This window comes from Microbacterium gubbeenense DSM 15944, from assembly GCF_000422745.1.
GTDB lineage: Bacteria > Actinomycetota > Actinomycetes > Actinomycetales > Microbacteriaceae > Microbacterium > Microbacterium gubbeenense.
Map to the genome: position 1 here is coordinate 36,124 of NZ_AUGQ01000012.1, position 20,099 is coordinate 56,222.

Annotated in this window: 16 protein-coding genes; 7 read left to right on the forward strand and 9 right to left on the reverse strand. The window is 69.5% G+C overall.

Going from position 1 to position 20,099, the window contains the following annotated elements; genetic code table 11:
• Position 1: 1 nt before the first annotated feature.
• Together nirD and nirB are read right to left on the reverse strand one after the other, a co-directional pair.
• Positions 2–379, reverse strand: a complete 378-nt coding sequence (nirD, locus tag G510_RS0108640; protein WP_029153312.1) for a nitrite reductase small subunit NirD — start codon at positions 377–379, stop codon at positions 2–4.
• Complete coding sequence (nirB, locus tag G510_RS0108645; protein WP_029153313.1) at positions 376–2,955, reverse strand: nitrite reductase large subunit NirB; 2,580 nt, start codon at positions 2,953–2,955, stop codon at positions 376–378. The genes nirD and nirB overlap by 4 nt, the downstream gene beginning before the upstream one ends.
• Before the next feature lie 191 nt (positions 2,956–3,146).
• Here nirB and G510_RS0108650 point away from each other — a divergent pair, with 191 nt between their 5' ends.
• Positions 3,147–4,511: a multidrug effflux MFS transporter gene (locus tag G510_RS0108650; protein ID WP_084644282.1), complete on the forward strand. Its 1,365-nt coding sequence runs from the start codon at positions 3,147–3,149 to the stop codon at positions 4,509–4,511.
• A 3-nt stretch (positions 4,512–4,514) separates the two neighbouring features.
• Here G510_RS0108650 and G510_RS0108655 read toward each other — a convergent pair whose 3' ends face one another.
• On the reverse strand, positions 4,515–5,864 hold the full coding sequence (locus tag G510_RS0108655) for an MFS transporter (protein ID WP_029153315.1): 1,350 nt from the start codon (positions 5,862–5,864) through the stop codon (positions 4,515–4,517).
• Positions 5,865–5,869: 5 nt separating this feature from the next.
• On the reverse strand, positions 5,870–6,298 hold the full coding sequence (locus tag G510_RS0108660; protein WP_029153316.1) for a MarR family winged helix-turn-helix transcriptional regulator: 429 nt from the start codon (positions 6,296–6,298) through the stop codon (positions 5,870–5,872).
• A gap of 59 nt (positions 6,299–6,357) precedes the next feature.
• On the opposite strand from G510_RS0108660, the gene G510_RS0108665 reads away from it, so the two are divergent.
• From G510_RS0108665 to G510_RS0108675, 3 genes are read left to right on the forward strand one after another with little or no spacing between them, the layout of a single operon-like run.
• Positions 6,358–7,197, forward strand: a complete 840-nt coding sequence (locus tag G510_RS0108665; RefSeq protein WP_029153317.1) for an alpha/beta fold hydrolase — start codon at positions 6,358–6,360, stop codon at positions 7,195–7,197.
• An 18-nt stretch (positions 7,198–7,215) separates the two neighbouring features.
• Positions 7,216–8,265, forward strand: a complete 1,050-nt coding sequence (gene lplAB, locus G510_RS0108670; RefSeq protein ID WP_029153318.1) for a lipoate-protein ligase LplAB — start codon at positions 7,216–7,218, stop codon at positions 8,263–8,265.
• The gene (locus G510_RS0108675; RefSeq protein WP_245563265.1) at positions 8,262–9,209 is read left to right on the forward strand and encodes a DNA-methyltransferase; all 948 of its coding nucleotides are present in this window, start codon (positions 8,262–8,264) and stop codon (positions 9,207–9,209) included. The genes lplAB and G510_RS0108675 overlap by 4 nt, the downstream gene beginning before the upstream one ends.
• A gap of 107 nt (positions 9,210–9,316) precedes the next feature.
• On the opposite strand, the gene G510_RS0108680 is transcribed toward G510_RS0108675, so the two are convergent.
• Positions 9,317–10,813, reverse strand: coding sequence for a carboxylesterase/lipase family protein (locus G510_RS0108680; protein WP_084644286.1), 1,497 nt, complete (start codon positions 10,811–10,813; stop codon positions 9,317–9,319).
• Between the two features lie 52 nt (positions 10,814–10,865).
• On the opposite strand from G510_RS0108680, the gene G510_RS0108685 reads away from it, so the two are divergent.
• Both G510_RS0108685 and G510_RS16110 read left to right on the forward strand, forming a co-directional pair.
• Entirely contained in the window at positions 10,866–11,987 is a 1,122-nt protein-coding gene (locus G510_RS0108685) for an MFS transporter (RefSeq protein ID WP_029153321.1), read from the forward strand.
• Positions 11,988–12,031: 44 nt separating this feature from the next.
• Positions 12,032–12,733, forward strand: a complete 702-nt coding sequence (locus tag G510_RS16110; protein ID WP_051216609.1) for a GTP pyrophosphokinase — start codon at positions 12,032–12,034, stop codon at positions 12,731–12,733.
• A 58-nt stretch (positions 12,734–12,791) separates the two neighbouring features.
• Here the strand turns inward: G510_RS16110 and G510_RS0108695 are convergent, their stop codons facing one another.
• Genes G510_RS0108695 through G510_RS0108705 form a run of 3 tightly spaced genes read right to left on the reverse strand, consistent with a single transcriptional unit; the run spans position 12,792 to position 15,509 of the window.
• Positions 12,792–13,583, reverse strand: a complete 792-nt coding sequence (locus tag G510_RS0108695) for an ABC transporter ATP-binding protein (protein ID WP_029153322.1) — start codon at positions 13,581–13,583, stop codon at positions 12,792–12,794.
• Positions 13,584–13,585: 2 nt separating this feature from the next.
• Positions 13,586–14,608 carry an ABC transporter substrate-binding protein gene (locus G510_RS0108700; RefSeq protein ID WP_029153323.1) on the reverse strand — a complete coding sequence of 341 codons (1,023 nt, stop codon included), beginning with the start codon at positions 14,606–14,608 and terminating at the stop codon, positions 13,586–13,588.
• 34 nt (positions 14,609–14,642) lie between these two features.
• Positions 14,643–15,509, reverse strand: coding sequence for an ABC transporter permease (locus G510_RS0108705; protein WP_029153324.1), 867 nt, complete (start codon positions 15,507–15,509; stop codon positions 14,643–14,645).
• Positions 15,510–15,763: 254 nt separating this feature from the next.
• On the opposite strand from G510_RS0108705, the gene G510_RS16115 reads away from it, so the two are divergent.
• Complete coding sequence (locus tag G510_RS16115) at positions 15,764–18,265, forward strand: rhamnogalacturonan lyase (RefSeq protein ID WP_051216614.1); 2,502 nt, start codon at positions 15,764–15,766, stop codon at positions 18,263–18,265.
• A gap of 101 nt (positions 18,266–18,366) precedes the next feature.
• Here G510_RS16115 and G510_RS0108715 read toward each other — a convergent pair whose 3' ends face one another.
• The gene (locus tag G510_RS0108715) at positions 18,367–20,085 is read right to left on the reverse strand and encodes a D-apionate lactonase family protein (RefSeq protein WP_029153325.1); all 1,719 of its coding nucleotides are present in this window, start codon (positions 20,083–20,085) and stop codon (positions 18,367–18,369) included.
• Positions 20,086–20,099 lie beyond the last annotated feature (14 nt).

Sequence of the window (20,099 nt, forward strand, 5' to 3'; positions counted from 1 at the left end):
CTCATGCCCTCCGTCTCACGAGCACGTGCCCGTCGTCGATCGCTACCGGATACGTGTGCAGGTGCCGCTCGTCGTCGCCGCCCGTGCGCAGCACGTGGCCGGTGACGAGGTCCCACGCCTGTTTGTGCAGGGGAGAGACGACCGTCGGCACCTCCGTGCCGTCCTCGAACGCCGCGGATCCGACGAGCCCGCGCGAGATCACGTGCGCGCCGGTGTACGGATCGCGGTTCGTCACGGCGCGCACGGCGCCGTCGGCCAACAAGAACAGCGCGACCTGCGTGCCGTCGTCGAACAGGGCCGCGCGCCCGCGCTCGGGCGTCAGGTCGGCCACGGCGCACACGCGCACCCAGGTCGTCGTCGCTTCTGCCACCGTCGTCATCGCCGTACCTCCAGGGTCGTGCCCGCGATCAGAACCGATCCCGATTCCCGCTCCTCGGCGGAGGCGGGGCGCACCTGCCCGCGCTCCGCGACGTACGCGAGCGACGGATCCGGGGTGTCGGGCGCGTTCACGAACGAATGGAAGCGCGCCAGCTTGTCGGGATCCCGGAGCGTCGCCGCCCACTCGTCCGCGTAGCCGTCGACGTGGCGCGCCATCGACGCGTCGAGGTCGTCGGCGATGCCGAGCGCGTCGTCGAAGACCACGCCGCGCAGGCCGTCGAGGCCGCCCTCGAGGTCGGCGACCCACGGGGCCGTGCGCTGCAGGCGGTCGGCCGTGCGGATGTAGTACATGAAGAAGCGATCGATCGCGCGGATCAGCTGGTCGTCGTCGAGGCCCTCGGCGAGCAGATCAGCGTGGCGCGGCGTGAACCCGCCGTTGCCGCCGACGTACATGTTCCAGCCGTTCTCGCTCGCGATGACGCCCACGTCCTTGCCGCGCGCCTCGGCGCACTCGCGGGCGCACCCGGAGACGCCGACCTTGAGCTTGTGGGGCGAGCGCAGCCCGCGGTAGCGCAGCTCGAGGCGCACCGCCATGCCGACCGCGTCGAGCACGCCGAACCGGCACCAGGTGGATCCGACGCACGACTTCACCGTGCGCAGCGACTTGCCGTAGGCCTGGCCCGATTCGAAGCCCGCGTCGACGAGGCGCTGCCAGATCTCGGGCAGCTGCTCGAGCCGGGCGCCGAACATGTCGATGCGCTGGGCGCCGGTGAGCTTCGTGTACAGCCCGAAGTCGCCGGCGATCTCGCCGATCGCGATGAGGCCGGCGGGCGTGACCTCGCCGCCCGGCATGCGCGGCACGACCGAGTACGAGCCGTCCTTCTGCATGTTCGCCATCACGTGGTCGTTCGTGTCCTGCAGCGCGGCCGACTCGCCGTCGAGCACGTGCTCGCCCACGAGGCCGTGCAGGATGCTCGCGACGGTGGGTTTGCAGATATCGCAGCCGCGCCCGCGACCGAAGCGCTCGATGACGCCGCTGAAGGTCGTGAGCTGCGAGACGGCGATCGCGTCGAACAGCTGCCGGCGCGAGAGGTCGAAGTGCTCGCACATCGCGGTGCTGACGGCCTTGCCCATCAGGGTGAGCTGGCGGCCGACGATCTTGCCCACGGCCGCGACGCAGCTGCCGCACGTCGCGCCCGCCTTCGTGCAGGCCTTGACCCCGGCCGCGTCCGTGCAGCCCTCCTCGGTGACCGCCCGGCGGATCCGGCCCGCCGTCACCGACGAGCACGAGCACACGATAGCGTCGTCGGGCAGATCGGTGCTCGGGCGCTCGCCGCTGCCCGCCGGCGCGAGGAACGCCGCCGGATCCGCCCCGAGCGGGCCGCCGACGAGCGGCCGCAGGGATCCGTACTCGGCCGCGTCGCCGACGAGGATCCCGCCGAGCAGCGTGGTGGCATCGTCGCTCAGTACGAGCTTCTTGTACACGCCGCCGACGGGATCCGAATACGTCACGTCGAGCGCGCCCGGGGTGTCTCCGCACGCATCGCCGAAGCTCGCGACGTCGACGCCCGAGAGCTTCAGCTTCGTCGACTCGTCGTAGCCGTCGAACGCGGCGGATCCGCCGAGCAGCCGATCGACCGCCACCTCGGCCATCTGATAGCCGGGGGCGACGAGGCCGACCGAGCGCCCGCCGTAGCTCGCGACCTCGCCGATCGCCAGGATGTGCCGATCCGACGTGCGGCACCCGTCGTCGATCGCCACGCCGCCCGTCGGCGCGCACTCGAGCTGCGCATCGCGGGCGAGGATATCGTCGGCGCGCACGCCGACCGTGAAGACGACGACGTCGACGGCATCCCACGAGCCGTCGCTCATCTCGGCGCCGACGACCTCGCCCGTCGGGCCCGGGTCGATGCGGCTCGTTCGCGAGGAGGTGCGCACCCCGATGCCGCGCGCGTCGATGAGGCGGCCGAGCACCTCGCCGGCGCCCCGGTCGAGCTGGGCCGACATCAGGTGCGAGCCCGAGTGCACGACCTCGGTGGCGACCTCGAGGCCCTGCAGCGCGCCCGCGGCCTCGAGCCCGAGCAGCCCGCCGCCGACGACCTTGCCCACGAGCGGGCGCCCGAGCGCCGCGCCGCGCGCCTCGACGAACGCCGCGAGCGACTCGAGGTCGTCGAGCGTGCGGTACACGAAGCACCCGGGCAGGTCGGCGCCGTCGATCGCGGGGCGCGCGGCGTAGGATCCTGTCGCCAGCACGAGCGCGTCGTACGCGATCCGTCGGCCGGCGACCGTGCGGATCTCGCGCTGGGCGCGGTCGATCCGGGTGACCCGCTCGCCCGTCAGGATCGCGACCCGCGGATCCTCGAACGCCGCTCGATCGAGCGTGAGCTCGTCGCGGCTGGCGCCCGCGAACCAGCGCGTCAGCCCGACGCGATCGTAGGGGAGAGCGGCCTCGTCGCCGACGACCGTGATCCGCCACGAATCGTCTGCCCGCGAGAGCGCGCTCTCGACGAAGCGGTGCGCGACCATCCCCGCTCCGACGACGACGATGTGCGTGTGCGGCGTGTGCTGAGCGGTCATGCGATCCTCCGTGCGGTGTTCGAGGTCGTGCTCACGCTATGGCGCGTATGTTTCGGGCTGCGTGGCCGGAATGTTTCCGTCAGACGACGAATGCTTCACGGGTCCCGGGCGGTGATCGTGAGTGCGGAACGCGCGACATCGCGACCGCATGCCGGTAGCGTCGTAACCCTCACGTGAATGGAGAGCACACGATGACCGACGAGCCCGACGAGAGCTCGCACCCCGACACGGGGATGTTTTCCGCAGCGACCGGCCTCATCCCGATCCCGACGGGCGTGATCCGTGTCCCCGACAGCGTGCGCGGGGCATCGTACGAGACGTCGCACACGCACCCGGGCGATAAGCTCTCGGCCGCACGCCGCTTCGGCTACGTGCTGCTGCTCGGCGCGCTCACCGCGCTCGGCCCCTTCACCGTCGACCTGTACCTGCCCGCGTTCCCGATGCTGCAGTCCGAGTTCGATGCGAGCGAGGGCGCGGTTCAGCTGACGCTCACGGGCACCATGGTCGGCTTCGCGCTCGGCCAGCTGGTCGTCGGGCCGCTGAGCGACGTCTTCGGGCGGCGCACGCCGCTGCTCATCTCGACCGTGCTGCACCTCATCGCGAGCACGTGCGCGATCTTCGCGCCGAACCTCGCGGTGCTCGGCGCGGCCCGCGTGCTCATGGGCATGGGCGCGGCCGGAGGAGCGGTCGTCGCGATGGCGATGGTGCGCGACCTGTTCGGGGGCCGCCGTCTCGTCGTGATGCTCTCGCGTCTCGCGCTCGTCACGGGCGTGGCGCCGGTGATCGCCCCGCTCATCGGATCCGCGATCCTCGAGGTGCTGCCGTGGCGAGGGATCTTCGTGGTGCTCGCCTCGTACGGCGCCCTCATCATCATCTGCGCGGTGACGGCGCTGCCGGAGACGCGACCCAAGGGCGATCGTGCGACGGTCGAGAAGGTCTCGATCCGCCACCGGTATCGCGTCGTGTTCTCGGATCGCGTGTACGTCGGGGTGCTGATCATCGGGGCGATGACGTTCTCCGGGCTGTTCTCGTATCTGTCGAGCTCGTCGTTCCTCTTCCAGCAGAACTATGGGCTGTCGACGATGCAGTACGGGCTCGTGTTCGCCGCGAACTCGATCGGCCTCATCATCGGCAACCAGATCGCGGCGCGGCTGGCCGCCCGCTTCGGCCCGCAGTGGGTGCTTGCGTTCTCCACGGGGGCGCTGCTCGTCTCGGCCATCGCCATCCCCGTGTGTGCCGCGCTGATCGCGGGGCCGTGGGGCGTCATCGTGCCGCTGTTCGTGTTCATGACCTCGTGCGGGTTCACGTTCCCGTGCGCCCAGGTGCTCGCCCTCGACCGGCACCCGGAGGCCGCCGGCACGGCCGCGAGCGTGCTGGGCGCCGCGAACAACGGCGTCGCCGGCCTCATCTCCCCGCTCGTCGGCGTCGTGGCGGCGTGGACGGGCGGCATCACCCCGGCGTCGATGGCGTCGATCATGATCGCGTGCGCGATCGTCGGCATCGTGGCGCTGTGGCTCGTCGTTCGCCCGAAGACGCTCGGACAGCTGTCGGAGTAAGGCTCAGCGCAGCTCGGGGCGGTCCTTCAGCTCGGGCTGCGCCGTGGTCGACTGCACGATCGTGTCGTCCATCGAGGGCTGCTGCGGGATCGCGGTCGTGATGATGTCGATCGGCCGGGTCTCGTCGAGAGCGAGGCGCAGCCCGCCCCGCTCGGAGCGGTGCAGCCGACCGGATCCGACCAGCCAGAAGAGACCGATGAGCGCCGCGATGACTCCGGCCACGCCTCCGACGATGATCGCCGTGCGCGGTCCCCACGCGTCGGCGACCGCGCCGATGATGGGGGCGCCGATGGGTGTGGATCCCATCATGACGGCGAGGTACAGCGCGAGCACACGGCCGCGCAGAGCGGGATCCGTGGTCGTCTGCACGTAGCCGTTCGCGGTCGTCAGGAAGCTGACGGTGCAGAAGCCGATGAGTATGCACACAGCGGCATATGCCAGGTACAGGGGCGTCAGCGCGGCCGCGATCTGGAACACGCCGAATGCGCCTACCGCGACGATCGCGACGCGCACCCGCGCCCTGGCACGGCGCGCCGCGAGCAGAGCCCCCGCCAGGGATCCGACAGCGAGCGTCGAGCTGAGCAATCCGTACCCGTCGGCATCACGGCCGAACTCGACCGCCATGGTCGACGCGAAGATCGGGAAGTTCATGCCGAACGCACCCATCAGGAACACCATGATGAAGACGACGAGCAGGTCGGGACGACCCCAGACGTATTTCACGCCCTCGGAGAGCCTGCCCGTTCCCTTCTTCGAGTAGGTTCTCGGCTGCAGCTCGTTCTTGCGCATGAGCAGGATCGCGGCGAGCATCGCCCCGAAGGTCGCGGCATTGATGATGAAGACCCAGCCGCTGCCGACGGCGAGCAGCAGCACGCTTCCGACGGCGGGCCCGATGAGTCGTGCCATGTTGAACGACGCCGAGTTCAGCGCCACCGCGTTGGACGCCTGTTGCCGGCTGACGACATCGGTGACGAATGCCTGTCGGGCGGGGTTGTCGATCGCGTTCGCGACGCCGACCGCGAGCGCAATGCCCAGCATGATCGGCAATGTGAGCAGATCCGTGAGCAGCAGCGTGCCGATGAGCACGGACAGGAGCGCGAGCGTCGACTGCGTGACCAGCAGCAGCTTTCGTCGATCGAATCGGTCGGCGATCCATCCCGAGACGCCGGCGAGTACGAGCGGCGGGCCGAACTGGCATGCCATCGTGAAGCCGACGGCGGTCGCGTCGTGGTCGGTCAGCTCGGTGAGTACGACCCAGTCCTGTGCCGTCGCCTGCATCCACGCGCCGACGTTCGAGACGAGCGCTCCGATGAACCACACGCGGTAGTTGAACACCCGCAGAGAGCGGAACATGGTGCTCACCGGTGCACCTCCCGGAGGATGATCGCGGCGGCCTCGTGCAGGGTGCGCCGCTCGTCCTCGTCGACGCGGCCGAGGATCCGCGCGAGCCAGCTGTCGCGGCGGTCGATCGTCTCCCGCACCACGGCCGATCCGTCGTCGGTGATCGCGATGCGCACCTTGCGCCGGTCCTCGGTGTCGGACACGCGCGTGACGTAACCGGCGTCCTCGAGGGAGTTCACGGTGCGGTTCATCGACGGGGCGCTCACGCCGTCGCGCTCGGCGAGCGCCGTGAGGGTGTGCGGCCCGTGCAGATGAAGGTTCACGAGCACGGCGAACTGCGCGTCGGTCATCGTCGTGACGGACCGCTGCTGCCGGAGCCTGCGGGCGAGGCGCATCGCGGCGGTCCGAATGTCGGACGCTTCGGAGGGGATGGGATCATCAGCCATGAGATTAATTAGCATAACTCATTAGTTTTGATAACTAAAGTTTCTGCAATGATCGAAGCATGCCTTCGTTCGTCGACCACCTCGGCACCCGGATCGTCTACGACAGGGTCGCCCCCGACGGCGAGTCCCGCGGGGCCGTGCACGTGCTGCACGGCGTCGGCGAGCACTCCGGCCGCTACGCCGCGCTGCTGCAGGCGCTCGCCGCGGCCGGATGGACGGCGTACGCGGACGACCACCGCGGCCACGGGCGCACGGGCCTCGAGCAGCACGGCGATCTCGCGAAGCTCGGCCGCCTCGGTCGCGGCGGGTACCGTGCGGCGGTCGACTCCGCCTGGCGGATGTCGCAGATCGCACGCGACGAGACGCCGGACGGGCCGCTCGTGATTCTCGGGCACTCGTGGGGATCCTTTCTCTCGCAGCAGCTCGTGAACGAGCATCCGGGTGCGTACGACGGCGTCGTGCTCGTCGGATCCGCGCTGCGGTGGCCCGGGGTGCTGAACGCCGCCCCGCTCAACAAGCGCTGGGACCACCCGGGCGGCAAGGGGAACGAGTGGATCAGCGAGGATCCCGCGGTGCAGGACGCGGCGCTCGCCGATCCGCTGACGGTGCAGAGGTCGCTCCTCGAGCTGTTCGGGCTGCCGAACGCGCTGCAGTTGTACGGGCTGCCGTCGAAGGACCTGCCCGACATCCCGACCCTGCTGCTCGTGGGGCGCGACGACAGCGTCGGCGGACCGCGAGCGGTGCACAAGCTCGCCGAGGCGTACCGCACGCGCTCGGGGTTCACCGACGTGATCACGCGGGTGTACGACGGGCGGCACGAGATCCTCAACGGATATCAGCAGGAGAGCGTGCGCGCCGACATCCTGGCCTGGCTCGACGCGCGGTTCCCGCGCGGGTAGCCCGGCTACGCTGGAATCATGCACGGTGAGTACAAGGTTCCGGGCGGCAAACTCGTCGTCGTCGACCTCGAGGTGACCGACGGCCGGATCAGCGAATTCGCGCTCGCCGGAGACTTCTTCCTCGAGCCCGACGACGCCCTTCTCGACATCAATCGCGCGGTCGTGGGGCTTGCCGAGACCGCCGACGTGCCGACGATCGCCGCCGCGATCCGCCGTGCGCTGCCGGAGGGGGCGCAGCTGCTCGGGTTCACGCCAGAATCGGTCGGCACGGCCGTGCGCCGCGCGCTCGTGACGGCCTCGACGTGGAGCGACTTCGAGTGGGAGCTCGTCGACGACCCGGCCGTGTCCCCGATGATGAACCTCGCGCTCGACGAGGTGCTCACCGAGCGGGTCGGCGCGGGGCTGCGCAAGCCCACGCTGCGCATCTGGGAGTGGGACCGCTCGGCCGTCGTCATCGGCTCGTTCCAGTCGTACAAGAACGAGGTCGATCCCGCGGGAGCGGAGCGGTACGGCTTCGACGTGATCCGCCGGATCTCAGGCGGCGGCGCGATGCTCATGGGCGCCGAGCAGATCATCACGTACTCGCTCTATGCCCCGGCCTCGCTCGTCGCGGGGCTGACGTTCGCCGACTCGTACGCCTTCCTCGACGACTGGGTGCTGCAGGCGCTCAAGTCGATCGGCATCGAGGCGAGCTACCAGGGGCTCAACGACATCACGAGCCCCGCGGGCAAGATCGGCGGCGCGGCGCAGAAGCGTCTCGCGAACGGCGGCATCCTGCACCATGCGACGCTCAGCTACGACATCGACGGCCAGATGATGACCGAGGTGCTGCGCATCGGGCGCGAGAAGCTCAGTGACAAGGGCACGACCTCGGCCGCGAAGCGGGTGGACCCGATCCGCAGCCAGACCGGCATGGAGCGCCGCGCGATCCTCGATGCCTTCATGGATCAGTTCCAGGGGTTCACGGGCGCGACCCGCGGGCACATCACCGACGAGGAGTATGCGGCCGCCGAGGCGCTCGTGGAGACCAAGTTCTCGACCGACTCGTGGCTGCACCGCGTTCCGTGAGCGACACCGACTCCTCCGCGCAGCGCGGGCTCAGCATCGCGGCGCCCGTCGCGATCCATCACGGCGACAACCTCGAGATCACCCAGAAGCTGCCCGACGGCGCGTTCACGATGATCTACCTCGATCCGCCGTTCAACACAGGCCGGAAGCGCCAGCACACGACGCAGCGCGCGACGCATGCGCCCGACGCCGTGCGGGCGCAGGACGTGCCGCCCGCGACGGGCGACGCGCTGTTCGACGACGAGTTCCTCGCGGCCACCGACAACCCGATCTGGAACGGCTTCCACGGCCGCAAGTACGAACGGGTGCGGCAGACGCTCACGACGTTCGACGACCGGTTCGACGACTACTGGGCGTTCCTCGAGCCGCGGCTGGCCGAGGCCTGGCGGCTTCTGGCCGACGACGGCACGCTGTACCTGCACCTCGACTACCGCGAGGCGCACTACGCGAAGGTCATGCTCGATGCGGTGTTCGGCCGCGACCACTTCCTGAACGAGATCATCTGGGCCTACGACTACGGCGCGAAGAGCCGGTCGCGCTGGCCGACGAAGCACGACACGATCCTGGTCTACGTGAAGGACCCGGAGAAGTACTTCTTCGACTCCGACGCCGTCGACCGTGAGCCCTATATGGCCCCGGGGCTCGTGAGCGCCGAGAAGGCGGCGCGCGGCAAGCTGCCGACCGACGTATGGTGGCACACGATCGTGCCGACGAGCGGGCCGGAGCGCACGGGCTATCCGACGCAGAAGCCGGAGGGGATTCTCGAGCGCATGGTCAAGGCCTCCACCCGGCCGGGCGACCGCGTGCTCGACTTCTTCGCGGGCAGCGGCACCACGGGCGCGGTCGCGAGCCGGCTCGGGCGCCAAGCGGTGCTCATCGACGGCAGCCCGCGGGCGATCGAGGTCATGCAGGAGCGCATGCCCCACGCCGTCGTCATCCGCTGACCCGGTTCTGTCGGAACGGCGCGCGGGGCGGCTCGGGTTCCGTCGGAGGAACAACCTGCGGGGGCCGGTGTCAACCCGATCCGCCCAGATGTTCCGACAGAACCGGGTCAGCCGAGCGGCCGCACCCCGGCGTACCCGTCGGAAACCGTCGCGGAGCGCTCATCGAACACCCGCGTCTCGGGCCATCCGGCCCAGGGTGCGGTATGCGAGTCGATGAATCGCACCGCCGAGCCGTGGATCTCGTCGGCGAGAGCATGCGGAGGCTCGTCCCCGGCCACCGCCGCGACGCCGTGCGCCCCCAGCACGTCGAAGAAGAACGGCACATCGAGGCAGTGGAACGCCCACCCGCGGGTGGGGGAGCGCCAGGAGAACCGGTAGCCCCAGGTATTGCCCGGGTCACGCGCGTCGCCGACGCGCCGCACGTGCCGGCGGAAGCCCATGTCGCTCACGTACCGGCCGACGCGTTCGACAGTGCCGCGCACGTCGGGGGTCGCGGCGCGGTACGCCCGAGCGCGGGACCCGTCGAGCCCGAGCAGCGCGAGCACGGGAGCCGCGGGGACGCGGCGCAGATAGCGGGCGTAGGGATCGAGCACCATGGTGAACTCGTCGTCGGCCGATCCGATGACGAGCGGAATCCCGCGCCCCGATCCGCCGCGCAGCGCGGCCAGCGTCGGGCGATCGATGAGCTCGCCGTCGACGACCGGACCGATGTGCAGCCCGCTCGCCACCGACTGCCGCAGCCCCGCGAGCCCGCCCGCACCGGCCACGAGCGGCACCTGCGCCCGCGACAGCACGCCCGCATCGACAGAGCCGAGCCCCTCGGCGCTGTTGGCAGCGCCGAGGGCCCGGGCGAGCGCATCTCCGAGTGCCTCCGCCTCGTCGCGCCCGATCAGCGACAGCGTCGGCGACATGCACCACACGGCGTGGAACAGGTGGTGCGTCGCCGGCATGCCGAGCAGCGTGAGCACGGCGCCGCCGCCGGCCGACTGCCCCGCGAGCGTGACGCGGGAGGGGTCGCCGCCGAACGCGCGAATGTTCTCCTGCACCCACTCGAGCGCGAGGATCCAGTCGCGCACCCCGCGATTCTGCTCGGACCCGCGCACCCACCCGAACCCGGGGAAGGCGATGCGATACGACAGCGTCACCGTCACGACGCCGTCGCGGGCGAACGCGGCGCCGTCGTACCAGGGGCTCGCGATCGACCCGGAGGCGTACGCGCCGCCGTGGATATACACGAGCACGGGCAGCCCGTCGGCCGCGGGATCGGGCGTGAACACATTGACGTTGAGCGTCGAGGTCCCCGGCACGCTCGGCTCGGGGATCAGTGTCGCGCCGGTGCCGCCGCGCTGCGGGGTCGCGCCCTGGCTTGTGGCATCGCGCACGCCGTCCCACGCCGGGTGCGGCCGGGGCGCGCGGAACGCGAGCTCGCCGACGGGCGGCGCGGCATACGGGATCCCCGTGAAGGTCGCGCAGTCGCCGCGCCAGAACCCGCGCACCCGGCCCGCCAAGGTGCGCACGACCGGATCCTCACGATCGCTCGCGGGCGAGTTCCGCCGGTCGATCAGCGGCACGCCTCCGACCAGGCGGGGCGCGGAACGGATCATGACCATACCGTAACCCCTGCCGCCGACGGCGCGCGGCGGATACTGTCGTCTCGTGAGCGCAGACCTCCCCACGATCCCCGGCAACGGGATCCGCACGTTCGTCGCGCTGCTGGTCAACACGGCGGTCGCGAACGTGTCGACGTCGTTCATGTGGTTCGGGCTCACGTTCTGGATCTACATCGAGACCCGCAACGTGCTTTCCACGGCGCTCATCGGCGCCGCGCTCATGCTGTTCGTGGCGCTGACGAGCATGTTCTTCGGCACGCTCGTCGACCGGTACCGCAAGAAGCCGGTGATGGCGTGGGGAACGGGGATCGCGCTCGTGATCTTCGTGGCGGATGCAGTGTTCTTTTTCGCCGTCGGCGCCGACGCGATCGCCGACCTCTCGCGGCCGTGGTTCTGGATCTTCGCGGTCGTCATGCTGGCGGGCGCCGTGATCGAGCAGCTGCGCAGCATCGCGATGTCGACGGCCGTCACTCTGCTCGTGCCCGACGCCAGGCACGCGAACGCGAACGGTGCGGTGGGCGCGGTCGAGGGGCTGTCTATGCTCGTCACGAGCGTTCTTTCCGGGCTCGCGATCGGTTTCCTCGGCATGGGCTGGACGCTCGTGATCGGGATCAGCGCGGTCGCGATCGCGTTCTGCCACCTTCTGCTGCTGCGGATCGACGAGCCGCGCATCGTGCGCACTGAGGGAGATGCGGCGCCGACCGGATGGGTTGACCTCCGCGGCGGCTGGCGTGCCGTTCGCGCCGCCGACGGCCTGCTCTTCCTCATCTTCTTCTCGATGCTCAACAACTTCATCGGCGGCGTGTACATGGCGCTGATCCCCGCGGTCGAGGCGGCGGAGCAGACCGTCATCCAGCGGGTCGTGCCGTATCGCCAGCAGGGACGCGTGTTCGGGTTCGCGCGCATGTTCGAGGCGGCCGCGGCGCCCGTGACATCGCTGATGATCGGTCCGCTCGCCGAGTTCCTCGTGATCCCGTATATGCGCACCGACGCGGGTCAGGCGAAGTGGGCCTGGCTGCTCGGCGAGGGAGATTCGCGCGGGATCGCGCTCATCTTCGTCGTGGGCGGATTCCTGGCGGTCGTCCTGGCCCTCGGTGCGATGCTGATGCCGCAGTATCGGTCGATCGTGCGGCAGTACGCCCGCGCCGCGCCACCGGCGCATTCATAGCAATCGCATAGCGCCGGGCCGGGCGGTGCACGTATGGTCGAGCCATGCCCACGGTGAACGTCGACGAAAGCATGATCGCTCTCGCCAGGGAACTGCGCGACGAGATGCAGCAGTTCCTCAACGAGTACAGCTTCGGCATGCGCGAGATCGAGACCAAGCTCGAGATTCTGCGCGACGACTTCTCCCACCAGCACTCGTACAACCCGATCGAGCACCTGTCGAGCCGACTGAAGGGCGTCGAATCGATCCTCGAGAAGGTGCAGCGCCGCGGCATCCAGCCGAACTTCACGGCGATCCGTGAGGGGATCACCGATATCGCCGGCGTGCGCGTGACGTGCAGTTTCGTCAACGACGCGTACCGGTTGTTCGAGCTGCTCGTCGGTCAGGACGACATCGGGCTCATCGCCGTGAAGGACTACATCGCCGAGCCGAAGAGCAACGGGTACAAGAGCCTGCACGCCATCATCACGGTGCCCGTGTTCCTCCCGCGCGGAACGGTGCGGGTGCCGGTCGAGGTGCAGTTCCGCACGATCGCGATGGATTTCTGGGCGAGCCTCGAGCACAAGATCTACTACAAGTACGACAAGCAGGTGCCGCAGCAGCTGCTCGACGAGCTGCGCGAGGCGGCGCTGACCGCAAGCGATCTCGACGAGCGCATGGAGCGCCTGCACCGCCAGATCCGCGGATCCGAAGAGCCCGTTCCCGCGCCGCAGCAGATCACCTCGCGCGGCACGCACGAGGCGTGACGCAGAGGCGCCCCGTGGGGATCGGTCCACGGGGCGCCTGGTCTTATCACGAGGGAGGCTACTCCTCCGCGCCCGTCGCACCGAGCAGTTCGCGCACGCGCGCGGACACACGGTGGAATTCAGGATCCTCGAGCGTCGCCGCGTAGTCGCGGCGCTTCGGGAGGTCCACGATGTGCTCCTCGACGATGCGGCCGGGGCGAGGGCTCATCACGACGACGCGGCTCGCGAGGTAGACGGCCTCGGCGACCGAGTGCGTGACGAGCATGACGGTCGTGCCCGTCTCGGCCCAGATCCGGTTGAGCTCGACGTTCATGCGCTCGCGGGTGAGCGCGTCGAGGGCGCCGAAGGGCTCGTCCATGAGCAGCACGTTCGGCTCGTGCAGCAGCGCGCGGCAGAGCGAAACGCGCTGCTGCATTCCGCCCGACAGCTCGTGCGGCAGGGCCTTCTCGAAGCCCTTTAGCCCGGTCATCTCGATCAGCTCGTCGGCCCGGCGCCGCGCCGTGCCGGCATCCATGCCGCGCATCTCCGCCTGCAGCAGGATGTTGCCGCGCACGTTGCGCCATTCGAGAAGGGCGGCGCGCTGGAACACGTAACCGATGTCCTGACGCGGCGCCGTGACCTCGGATCCGCGCAGGTGCACGGATCCGGTGGTCGGCAGCGTGAGCCCCGCGACGGCCTTCAGGAGCGTCGATTTTCCGCAGCCCGACGGGCCCGCGATCGTGACGAACTCGCCCTGCTCGACGTTCAGGTCGATGCCCTCGAGCGCCGAGACGTGGCTGCGCTTCGACGAGAAGGTGATGCCGACGTCAGTGACCGCGACGGTGGTCGATGTCTGTGTGGCGGCGCTCATGGTCACTCCGGCTGGAACGCGTCGGTGAAGTACGAGTCGACGGACGCGCCCTCTTCGGTGAGTCCGGCGCCCGAGAGGACCTCGATCGTCGACTCCCAGTCCTCGGCGGCGTTGGTGCCGGGCGCCTCGCCGGCCGTGGCGTCGGTCTCGAGGAGCAGCATGGTCTCTTCCCACTGATCCTGGAGCACGGCGGCGTCGGGCATCTGCGGGTCCTTGCCGTCCATCGCGGCGACGGCGGCCTCCGGATCCTCGGACGCGGCCGTGAACGCCTCGCTCGTCGCCTGCACGAGTGCGTCGACGAGCTCGGGATCCGACTCGATCGTGCCGGCCGGCGCGATGAGGCCGTTGCTGTAGAAGTTGAGGCCCGCGTCGGAGTAGCGCAGGTACGTCATGTCCTTGCCGCTCTGTCCGGCGATCGTGGGGCCCTGGTCGTGGGCGAACCCGATGAGGCCGTCGACCTGACCGGACAGCACCGCGGCGATCTTGCCCGCGGGGTCGAGGTTCTGCTGCTTGACGTCCGACTCCTCGAGTCCGACCGACTCGAGGTACAGCGGGAAGGTCGTCGTGGGCGCATCGCCGGCCGAGACGGCGATCGTCTTGCCCTTGAGGTCTTCGGGCGTTTCGATGCCCGAGTCGGCGAAGACCTGCACCGCCGACGGCGTCGTCTGGAGGAACACGCCGACGCTCTGGATCTTCACGCCCTTGTCGATGTTCGCCATCACGGCGGGGCTGTCGGCCCAGCCGAAGTCGACCTGCTCCTGGCCGACGGCCTGCGCCGTCTTCGTGGACCCCTGGCCCGCCTCGATCTGGAGGTCGATGCCGTGCTCCTCGAAGATGCCCTGCTCGATGCCGTAGTAGAACGGGGCGTGCTCGCCGTAGGGGTACCAGTTGAGCATCAGCGTGACGGTCTGGGTGCCGTCGGAGTTCTCTTCAGCGGGCGCGTCGGATCCGCCCGAGCAGCCGGCGAGCGCAATGGCGCCGGCGCCGAGCAGTGCGATAGAGGTGAGAGTGCGTTTGGTGAACATGAGTTCCATCTCCTTCGATGGGTGTCGAGGTGTGTCAGGCGGACGCGCGGACGGAAGCGGAGCCGCTCCCGCGCCGGGACGCGTGCCAGGGGATGAGGAAGCGCTCGGCGATCTGGATGATCGCGAACAGCAGCACGCCCATGAGGGACATGATGATGAGCGCCGCGAAGAGCATCGCCGTGTCGAGGTTGCCGTTGGCCTGCAGGATCACGTAGCCGAGGCCCTCGTTCGCGCCGACGAACTCACCGACGACCGCACCGGTGACGGCGAGCGTCGCCGCGACCTTGAGGCCGCCGAGCAGCTCGGGAAGCGCGGCGGGGAGGCGCACCTTGAGGAAGGTCTTGATGCGGCCGGCGCCCATGGTCGAGGTGAGCTGGAGGATCTCCGGATCGACCGAGCGCAGGCCCGACAGGCCCGAGATGACGACCGGGAAGAACGCCATCAGCACGGCGACGAGGATCTTGGGGCCGACGCCGAAGCCGAGCCACACGATGAACAGCGGCGCGATCGCGATCTTCGGGATGACCTGCGCGAACAGGATCACCGGGTAGAGCGTCTTCTCGAGGCCGCTCGAGTAGACCATGATGACCGCCACGAACAGACCGAGCACGACCGCGATGATGAAGCCGATGACGGTCTCGTAGGTCGTCACCCAGGTGTGCTGCCAGAGGTAGGCGCTGTTGTCGGCGAACGCCGCCCAGGTGTCGGAGGGCGAGGGGAGGATGTAGGGCGCAACCGAACCCGACTCCGTCGCGATCCACCATGCGGCGATGACGGCGATGAGGAAGACGATCGGGTGCCAGCTGTTGAGCCACCATCGCAGGAGGGCGGGAGACTTCTTCTCGCGGCGCGCGTCGGCGGCCGCCAGAGTCTCGGTGGCGTTCTGGGATGCTGTGGTCATTGATGCTCCACATCGTCGTGAAGGGGTGTCGTCGCTGTGCGACGTCGGATTGGGAAAGCGCTATCCTCTGGCGTCCAAGGTAGACACTCTTCGCGGGAGAAGTCAATTGCTTGCGGCGTTTCGGGCAGCGAGGGGCGCTTCTCGGAGGGCATTGGGGCCGAGTCTTGTCTTCGAGCATCGCATCCTTATAACGTTACAAAGCGAAGATGGCGACACCCGGCATCGCGGCCGGCACGACCGATGAAGGAGATTCGATGGAGAATTCGGCATTCTGGCGCAGGCGAGGAACCCGCTGGGGAGCGTGCGTCGTTGCGGCGTCCCTGGCGTTCGCGATCCCGAACGTCGCGCTCGCGGCGCAGGCGGATGACCGTCCAGCCGATTTGGTGACAGTGCCGTCGCAGTTCGAGAAGAACCTCGACCGCGGTCTCGCCGCGGCGACGACCGACGACGGCGTGTTCGTCAGTTGGCGCCTGCTCGGCAGCGAGACGACGGGCGCGACCGGCGCGAGCATGACCGGTCCGAACTTCGCGCTCTACCGCGACGGCGAGCCCATCGCGACGGTCACGGACAGTACGAACTACCTGGATCCGCACGGCGACTCGTCGTCGGAGTACGCCGTCGCGCCGATCGTGAACGACGTGGAGCTCGAGCGCAGCGAACAGGTGACGCCGTGGGGCGGACAGTACGCCTCGATCCCGATCCAGAAGCCCGAGGGCGGGCGCATGCCCGCGGGCGTGCTGCACCCCGAGGGCGAGGAGTACACGTACGCCGCGAACGACATGTCGGTCGCCGATGTGGACGGTGACGGCCAGTATGAGTACGTCGTCAAGTGGTACCCGTCGAACGCGAAGGACGTGTCGCAGCGCGGCTACACGGCGTCGACGATCATCGACACGTACGAGGCCGACGGCACGCTGCTGCACCGCATCGACCTGGGCAAGAACATCCGGTCGGGCGCGCACTACACGCAGTTCATGGTCGAAGACTTCGACGGCGATGGCCGCGCCGAGATCATGCTGAAGACGGCGCCGGGCACGACCGTGACCTCGAACGGCGAGGAGGCTCCGATCACGCTTCCCGCCGACGACATCGACGCGGGCGTGACGAACGACGACGACTACCGGCTGTCGGCCGATGAGTACGCGGACCACCTCGCGGGCATGCTCCGGGGCTGGGCCGACCGCGAAGAGGTGACCTCGGGCCAGTGGCCGGCGACAGTCGAGGCCGCGCTCGGCATCGACGACCGGTACGACTACCCGCTGTCGGAGAGCGACGCGAGCGCGCTCGCCGGCTACATCATTGACACGTGGGCACCCAGCCGCAGCGACAAAAACCGGCTGGACGAGTTCGAGGGATTCATCCTCGACGGACCCGAGTACCTGACGGTGTTCGACGGCGCGACGGGCGAGGAGCTCGACACCGTCGACTACACCCCGGCTCGCGGCGACGACGGCCTCCTCTGGGGCGACTACGCGATGTCGCGCGTCGAGCCGGGCAACCGCGTCGACCGCTTCCTCGCCGGAGTCGCGAACCTCGACGGCGAATCGACCTCGGCCATCTTCGCGCGCGGCTATTACACGCGCGCTGTGATCGCCGCCTACGACTGGGACGGCACGGATCTCACGACTCGCTGGGTCTCCGACAGCGGCCACGTGCCCATGACCAACCCGTTCAACGACGGCCCGCACGGCGGCATCGGGTCAGATCCGGAACTCGGCACCCTCGCCGGACAGGGCTTCCACTCGCTGTCAGCGGCGGACGTCGACGGCGACGGCAAGCAGGAGATCGTGTACGGCTCGGCCACGCTCGACGACGACGGATCGCTGCTCTACAGCTCGCGGGACACGCTCCCCGCGGAGAGCGCGGATCCGGGCGCCGAGGCGAAGCTCGGTCACGGCGACGCGATGCACGTCACCGACATCCTGCCCGAGCGCGATGGCCTCGAGATCTTCTCGGTGCACGAGGGTGCGGCGTGGGCGCCGTACGGCTGGGCGCTGCGCGATGCGGCGACGGGCGAGGTGCTCGACGGCGCGTACTCGGGTCGCGACACCGGTCGCGGCATGATCGGCGACATCAACGCCGAGCACCCCGGCCTCGAGTACTGGCCCGGGCCGGACTTCGGCGGCTACACGGCGGGCACGAACATGTCGATCCGCTGGGCCGCCGATATGACGACGCAGATCGTCGCCGGCGGCGAGGGCGAGCCCGTGACCATCCAGGACGGCCGGGCGAACACGTTGCTCGACGTGACCGGGACGTCGACGAACAACGGCACGAAGGGCAACCCGTCGCTCGTCGCCGATGTCCTCGGCGACTGGCGCGAGGAGCTGCTCGTGCGCGACGCCGACAGCACTGAGATCCGCGTCTACATGTCGACGGATGTCACCGACCGCAAGCTGACGACGCTGATGCACGACCCGCAGTACCGGGTCGAGGTTGCGCGCCAGAACACGGCCTACAACCAGCCGAGCTACACCAGCTACATGCTGGCGAGCGATATCGACTATTCGCAGGTGCCGGTGTTCACGACGCCTATTGCGGCCGAAGCGCCGGAGTTCGTGGAGAAGCCGGGCCTCGGGCGCGACGGCTACGTGATCCCGGAGACGGAGCACGTGACCTACTACGCGGACGGCGAGCCGGTCGAGGCCGGGTTCCACCGCGAGAAGCGATCGGTCGAGATCACCGCCATCGCGGATCCGTGGTTCCGCACGGCGGGCGACGCGACCTGGTCGCACACCTTCCGCACCGGACGGTGACCTGAACCGAGGCGCCCCGGCCCTGGTGGGGGTCGGGGCGCCTCGCGTTTCGGGAGGAGAATCGGGCTGACTGCGGAGGATCGGGGCGATCGGATCCGTCGTTACGCGACATCTCCTTCTGAACCGACCGCGACCCACCCCTTCGCCCCGACCTCGACCGAGGCCTCGCCGATCCTCACCGCGCGCGATATCTCATCGAGGTTCGCGATGAGCATCGTCGCGGCGGATCCGATCGCCCAGACCTCGCCATCGCGCGCCGTCACGAGCGGGCCCTCGAGCGCCGCGAGGGCGCGGATCGCGTCCGCGACGGGGTAATCGGATCCGACGGCCGCACGGATGCCGCGCGGTCCCCGCTCCTCGAAGAACGACACGGACGCAACGCCCGGAACGGCCAGCGCCGCGGCGCTCGCGATCGTCCACGTCGCGAGCTCCGGATCCCGCTGCCGCTCGTCGTCGGCGTCGAGCAGCTCGGGCCCGTATCCCTCGGAGAGATCCGTGACCGACGGGCGCGGCGGATCCGTCGTGGCGACGTTGTTGAGGTGCGCGCGCAGGGACACGGGGCCGACGTGCACGGGGGACCCGGCGATGCGCACGGCCTGCTGGGCGATGAGGCGCTGCATGCCGATGGCCTGCTCGAGCTGCAGCACCTCGCGGGTGTGGAACATCGGCGTCGTGCTGAACGCGACGCCGTCGAGGCCGGGCGGAACCAGATGCTGGCCGCGATTCAGCTCGGTGAAGTGCGAGCGGGTGCCGCCGATGATCGGCACGTCTCGCGCGCCCAACGCCGTTCGCAGGAGCCGCAGCGATTCGTCGTCGGCCATGTGCTCGTGCGGATGCGTGGGCGGCTGGAACGCCGTGATCCGTGCGAGGGGGACCTGCTCGAGGGCGGCGATGGCATCTTCGAGCGCCTGCTCCGCCGCCTCCAGCGGCAGCACCAATCGCACGTCGAGCGGCAGGCCGCTGGCGGTCGCGCGCTGGATCACGGCCGGCCATCCGGCCCAGCCGAGGTCGACCTCGACGAGGGTGTCGTGCCCGACCGGATCCGCGGATCCTGCACCCGGCGCCGTCGACGCCCCCACCGAGAACGTGACGGGCCCGGTTTCCTCGAGGCGGAGTTCGCCGAGCGCCTGAGATGTGGGCGAGGGCCTGACGGAGCCGCCCGATTCGTCAGGTGCTGGCCGAGAAGTCAGGGTCTCGGCAACCGTCACCGTCACCCGCTGCGTCACCGGCCCGTCGAGCAGATAGGGAAAGGGATCCGCCAGCGCGCGGTTGTAGGTCTTGAACGAGGCGTCGGTCCAGTTGCGCTGGTCCTCCATCTCGAACGCATCGCCCTCGAACGCCACCGTCACGCCCTCCGACGACAGGGCTCGGATGTCGTAGGCCGGCTGGTGAGGCACGATATCGCGCGGGAACTCGATCTGCGAGACCTCCCCGGACGTGTGCGTCACGGTCAGCGGATCCCCCGAAACGGCCGCCGGGTGCAGCACGACCAGGCCGGTGCGGTTGGTCCAGAACTCGCGGTCGGCCGCGGCCTCGAACGTCACCGATAGGGAGTCGCCGTCGACAACAACCGTCAGCGACCCGTCGAAGCGCACGCCGAACGAGCCGGACGAGAGAGGGATCCGCGCGACGTCGTCCCCGACATCGACCGCGCCCACGACCCACGAGGCCGTCGCCCAATCGCGGTCGCGCACGACGGCGCGCACGGAGCGCAGCACCTCGCGACCCCGATATCGGATCTGTGCGAGGTCATCGTCGCGCAGATCCAGGGCCCAGTCGCCGAGCGCGACGGGCACGATCTGTTCGCGGATCCAGGTCATCTCCCCATCCTCTC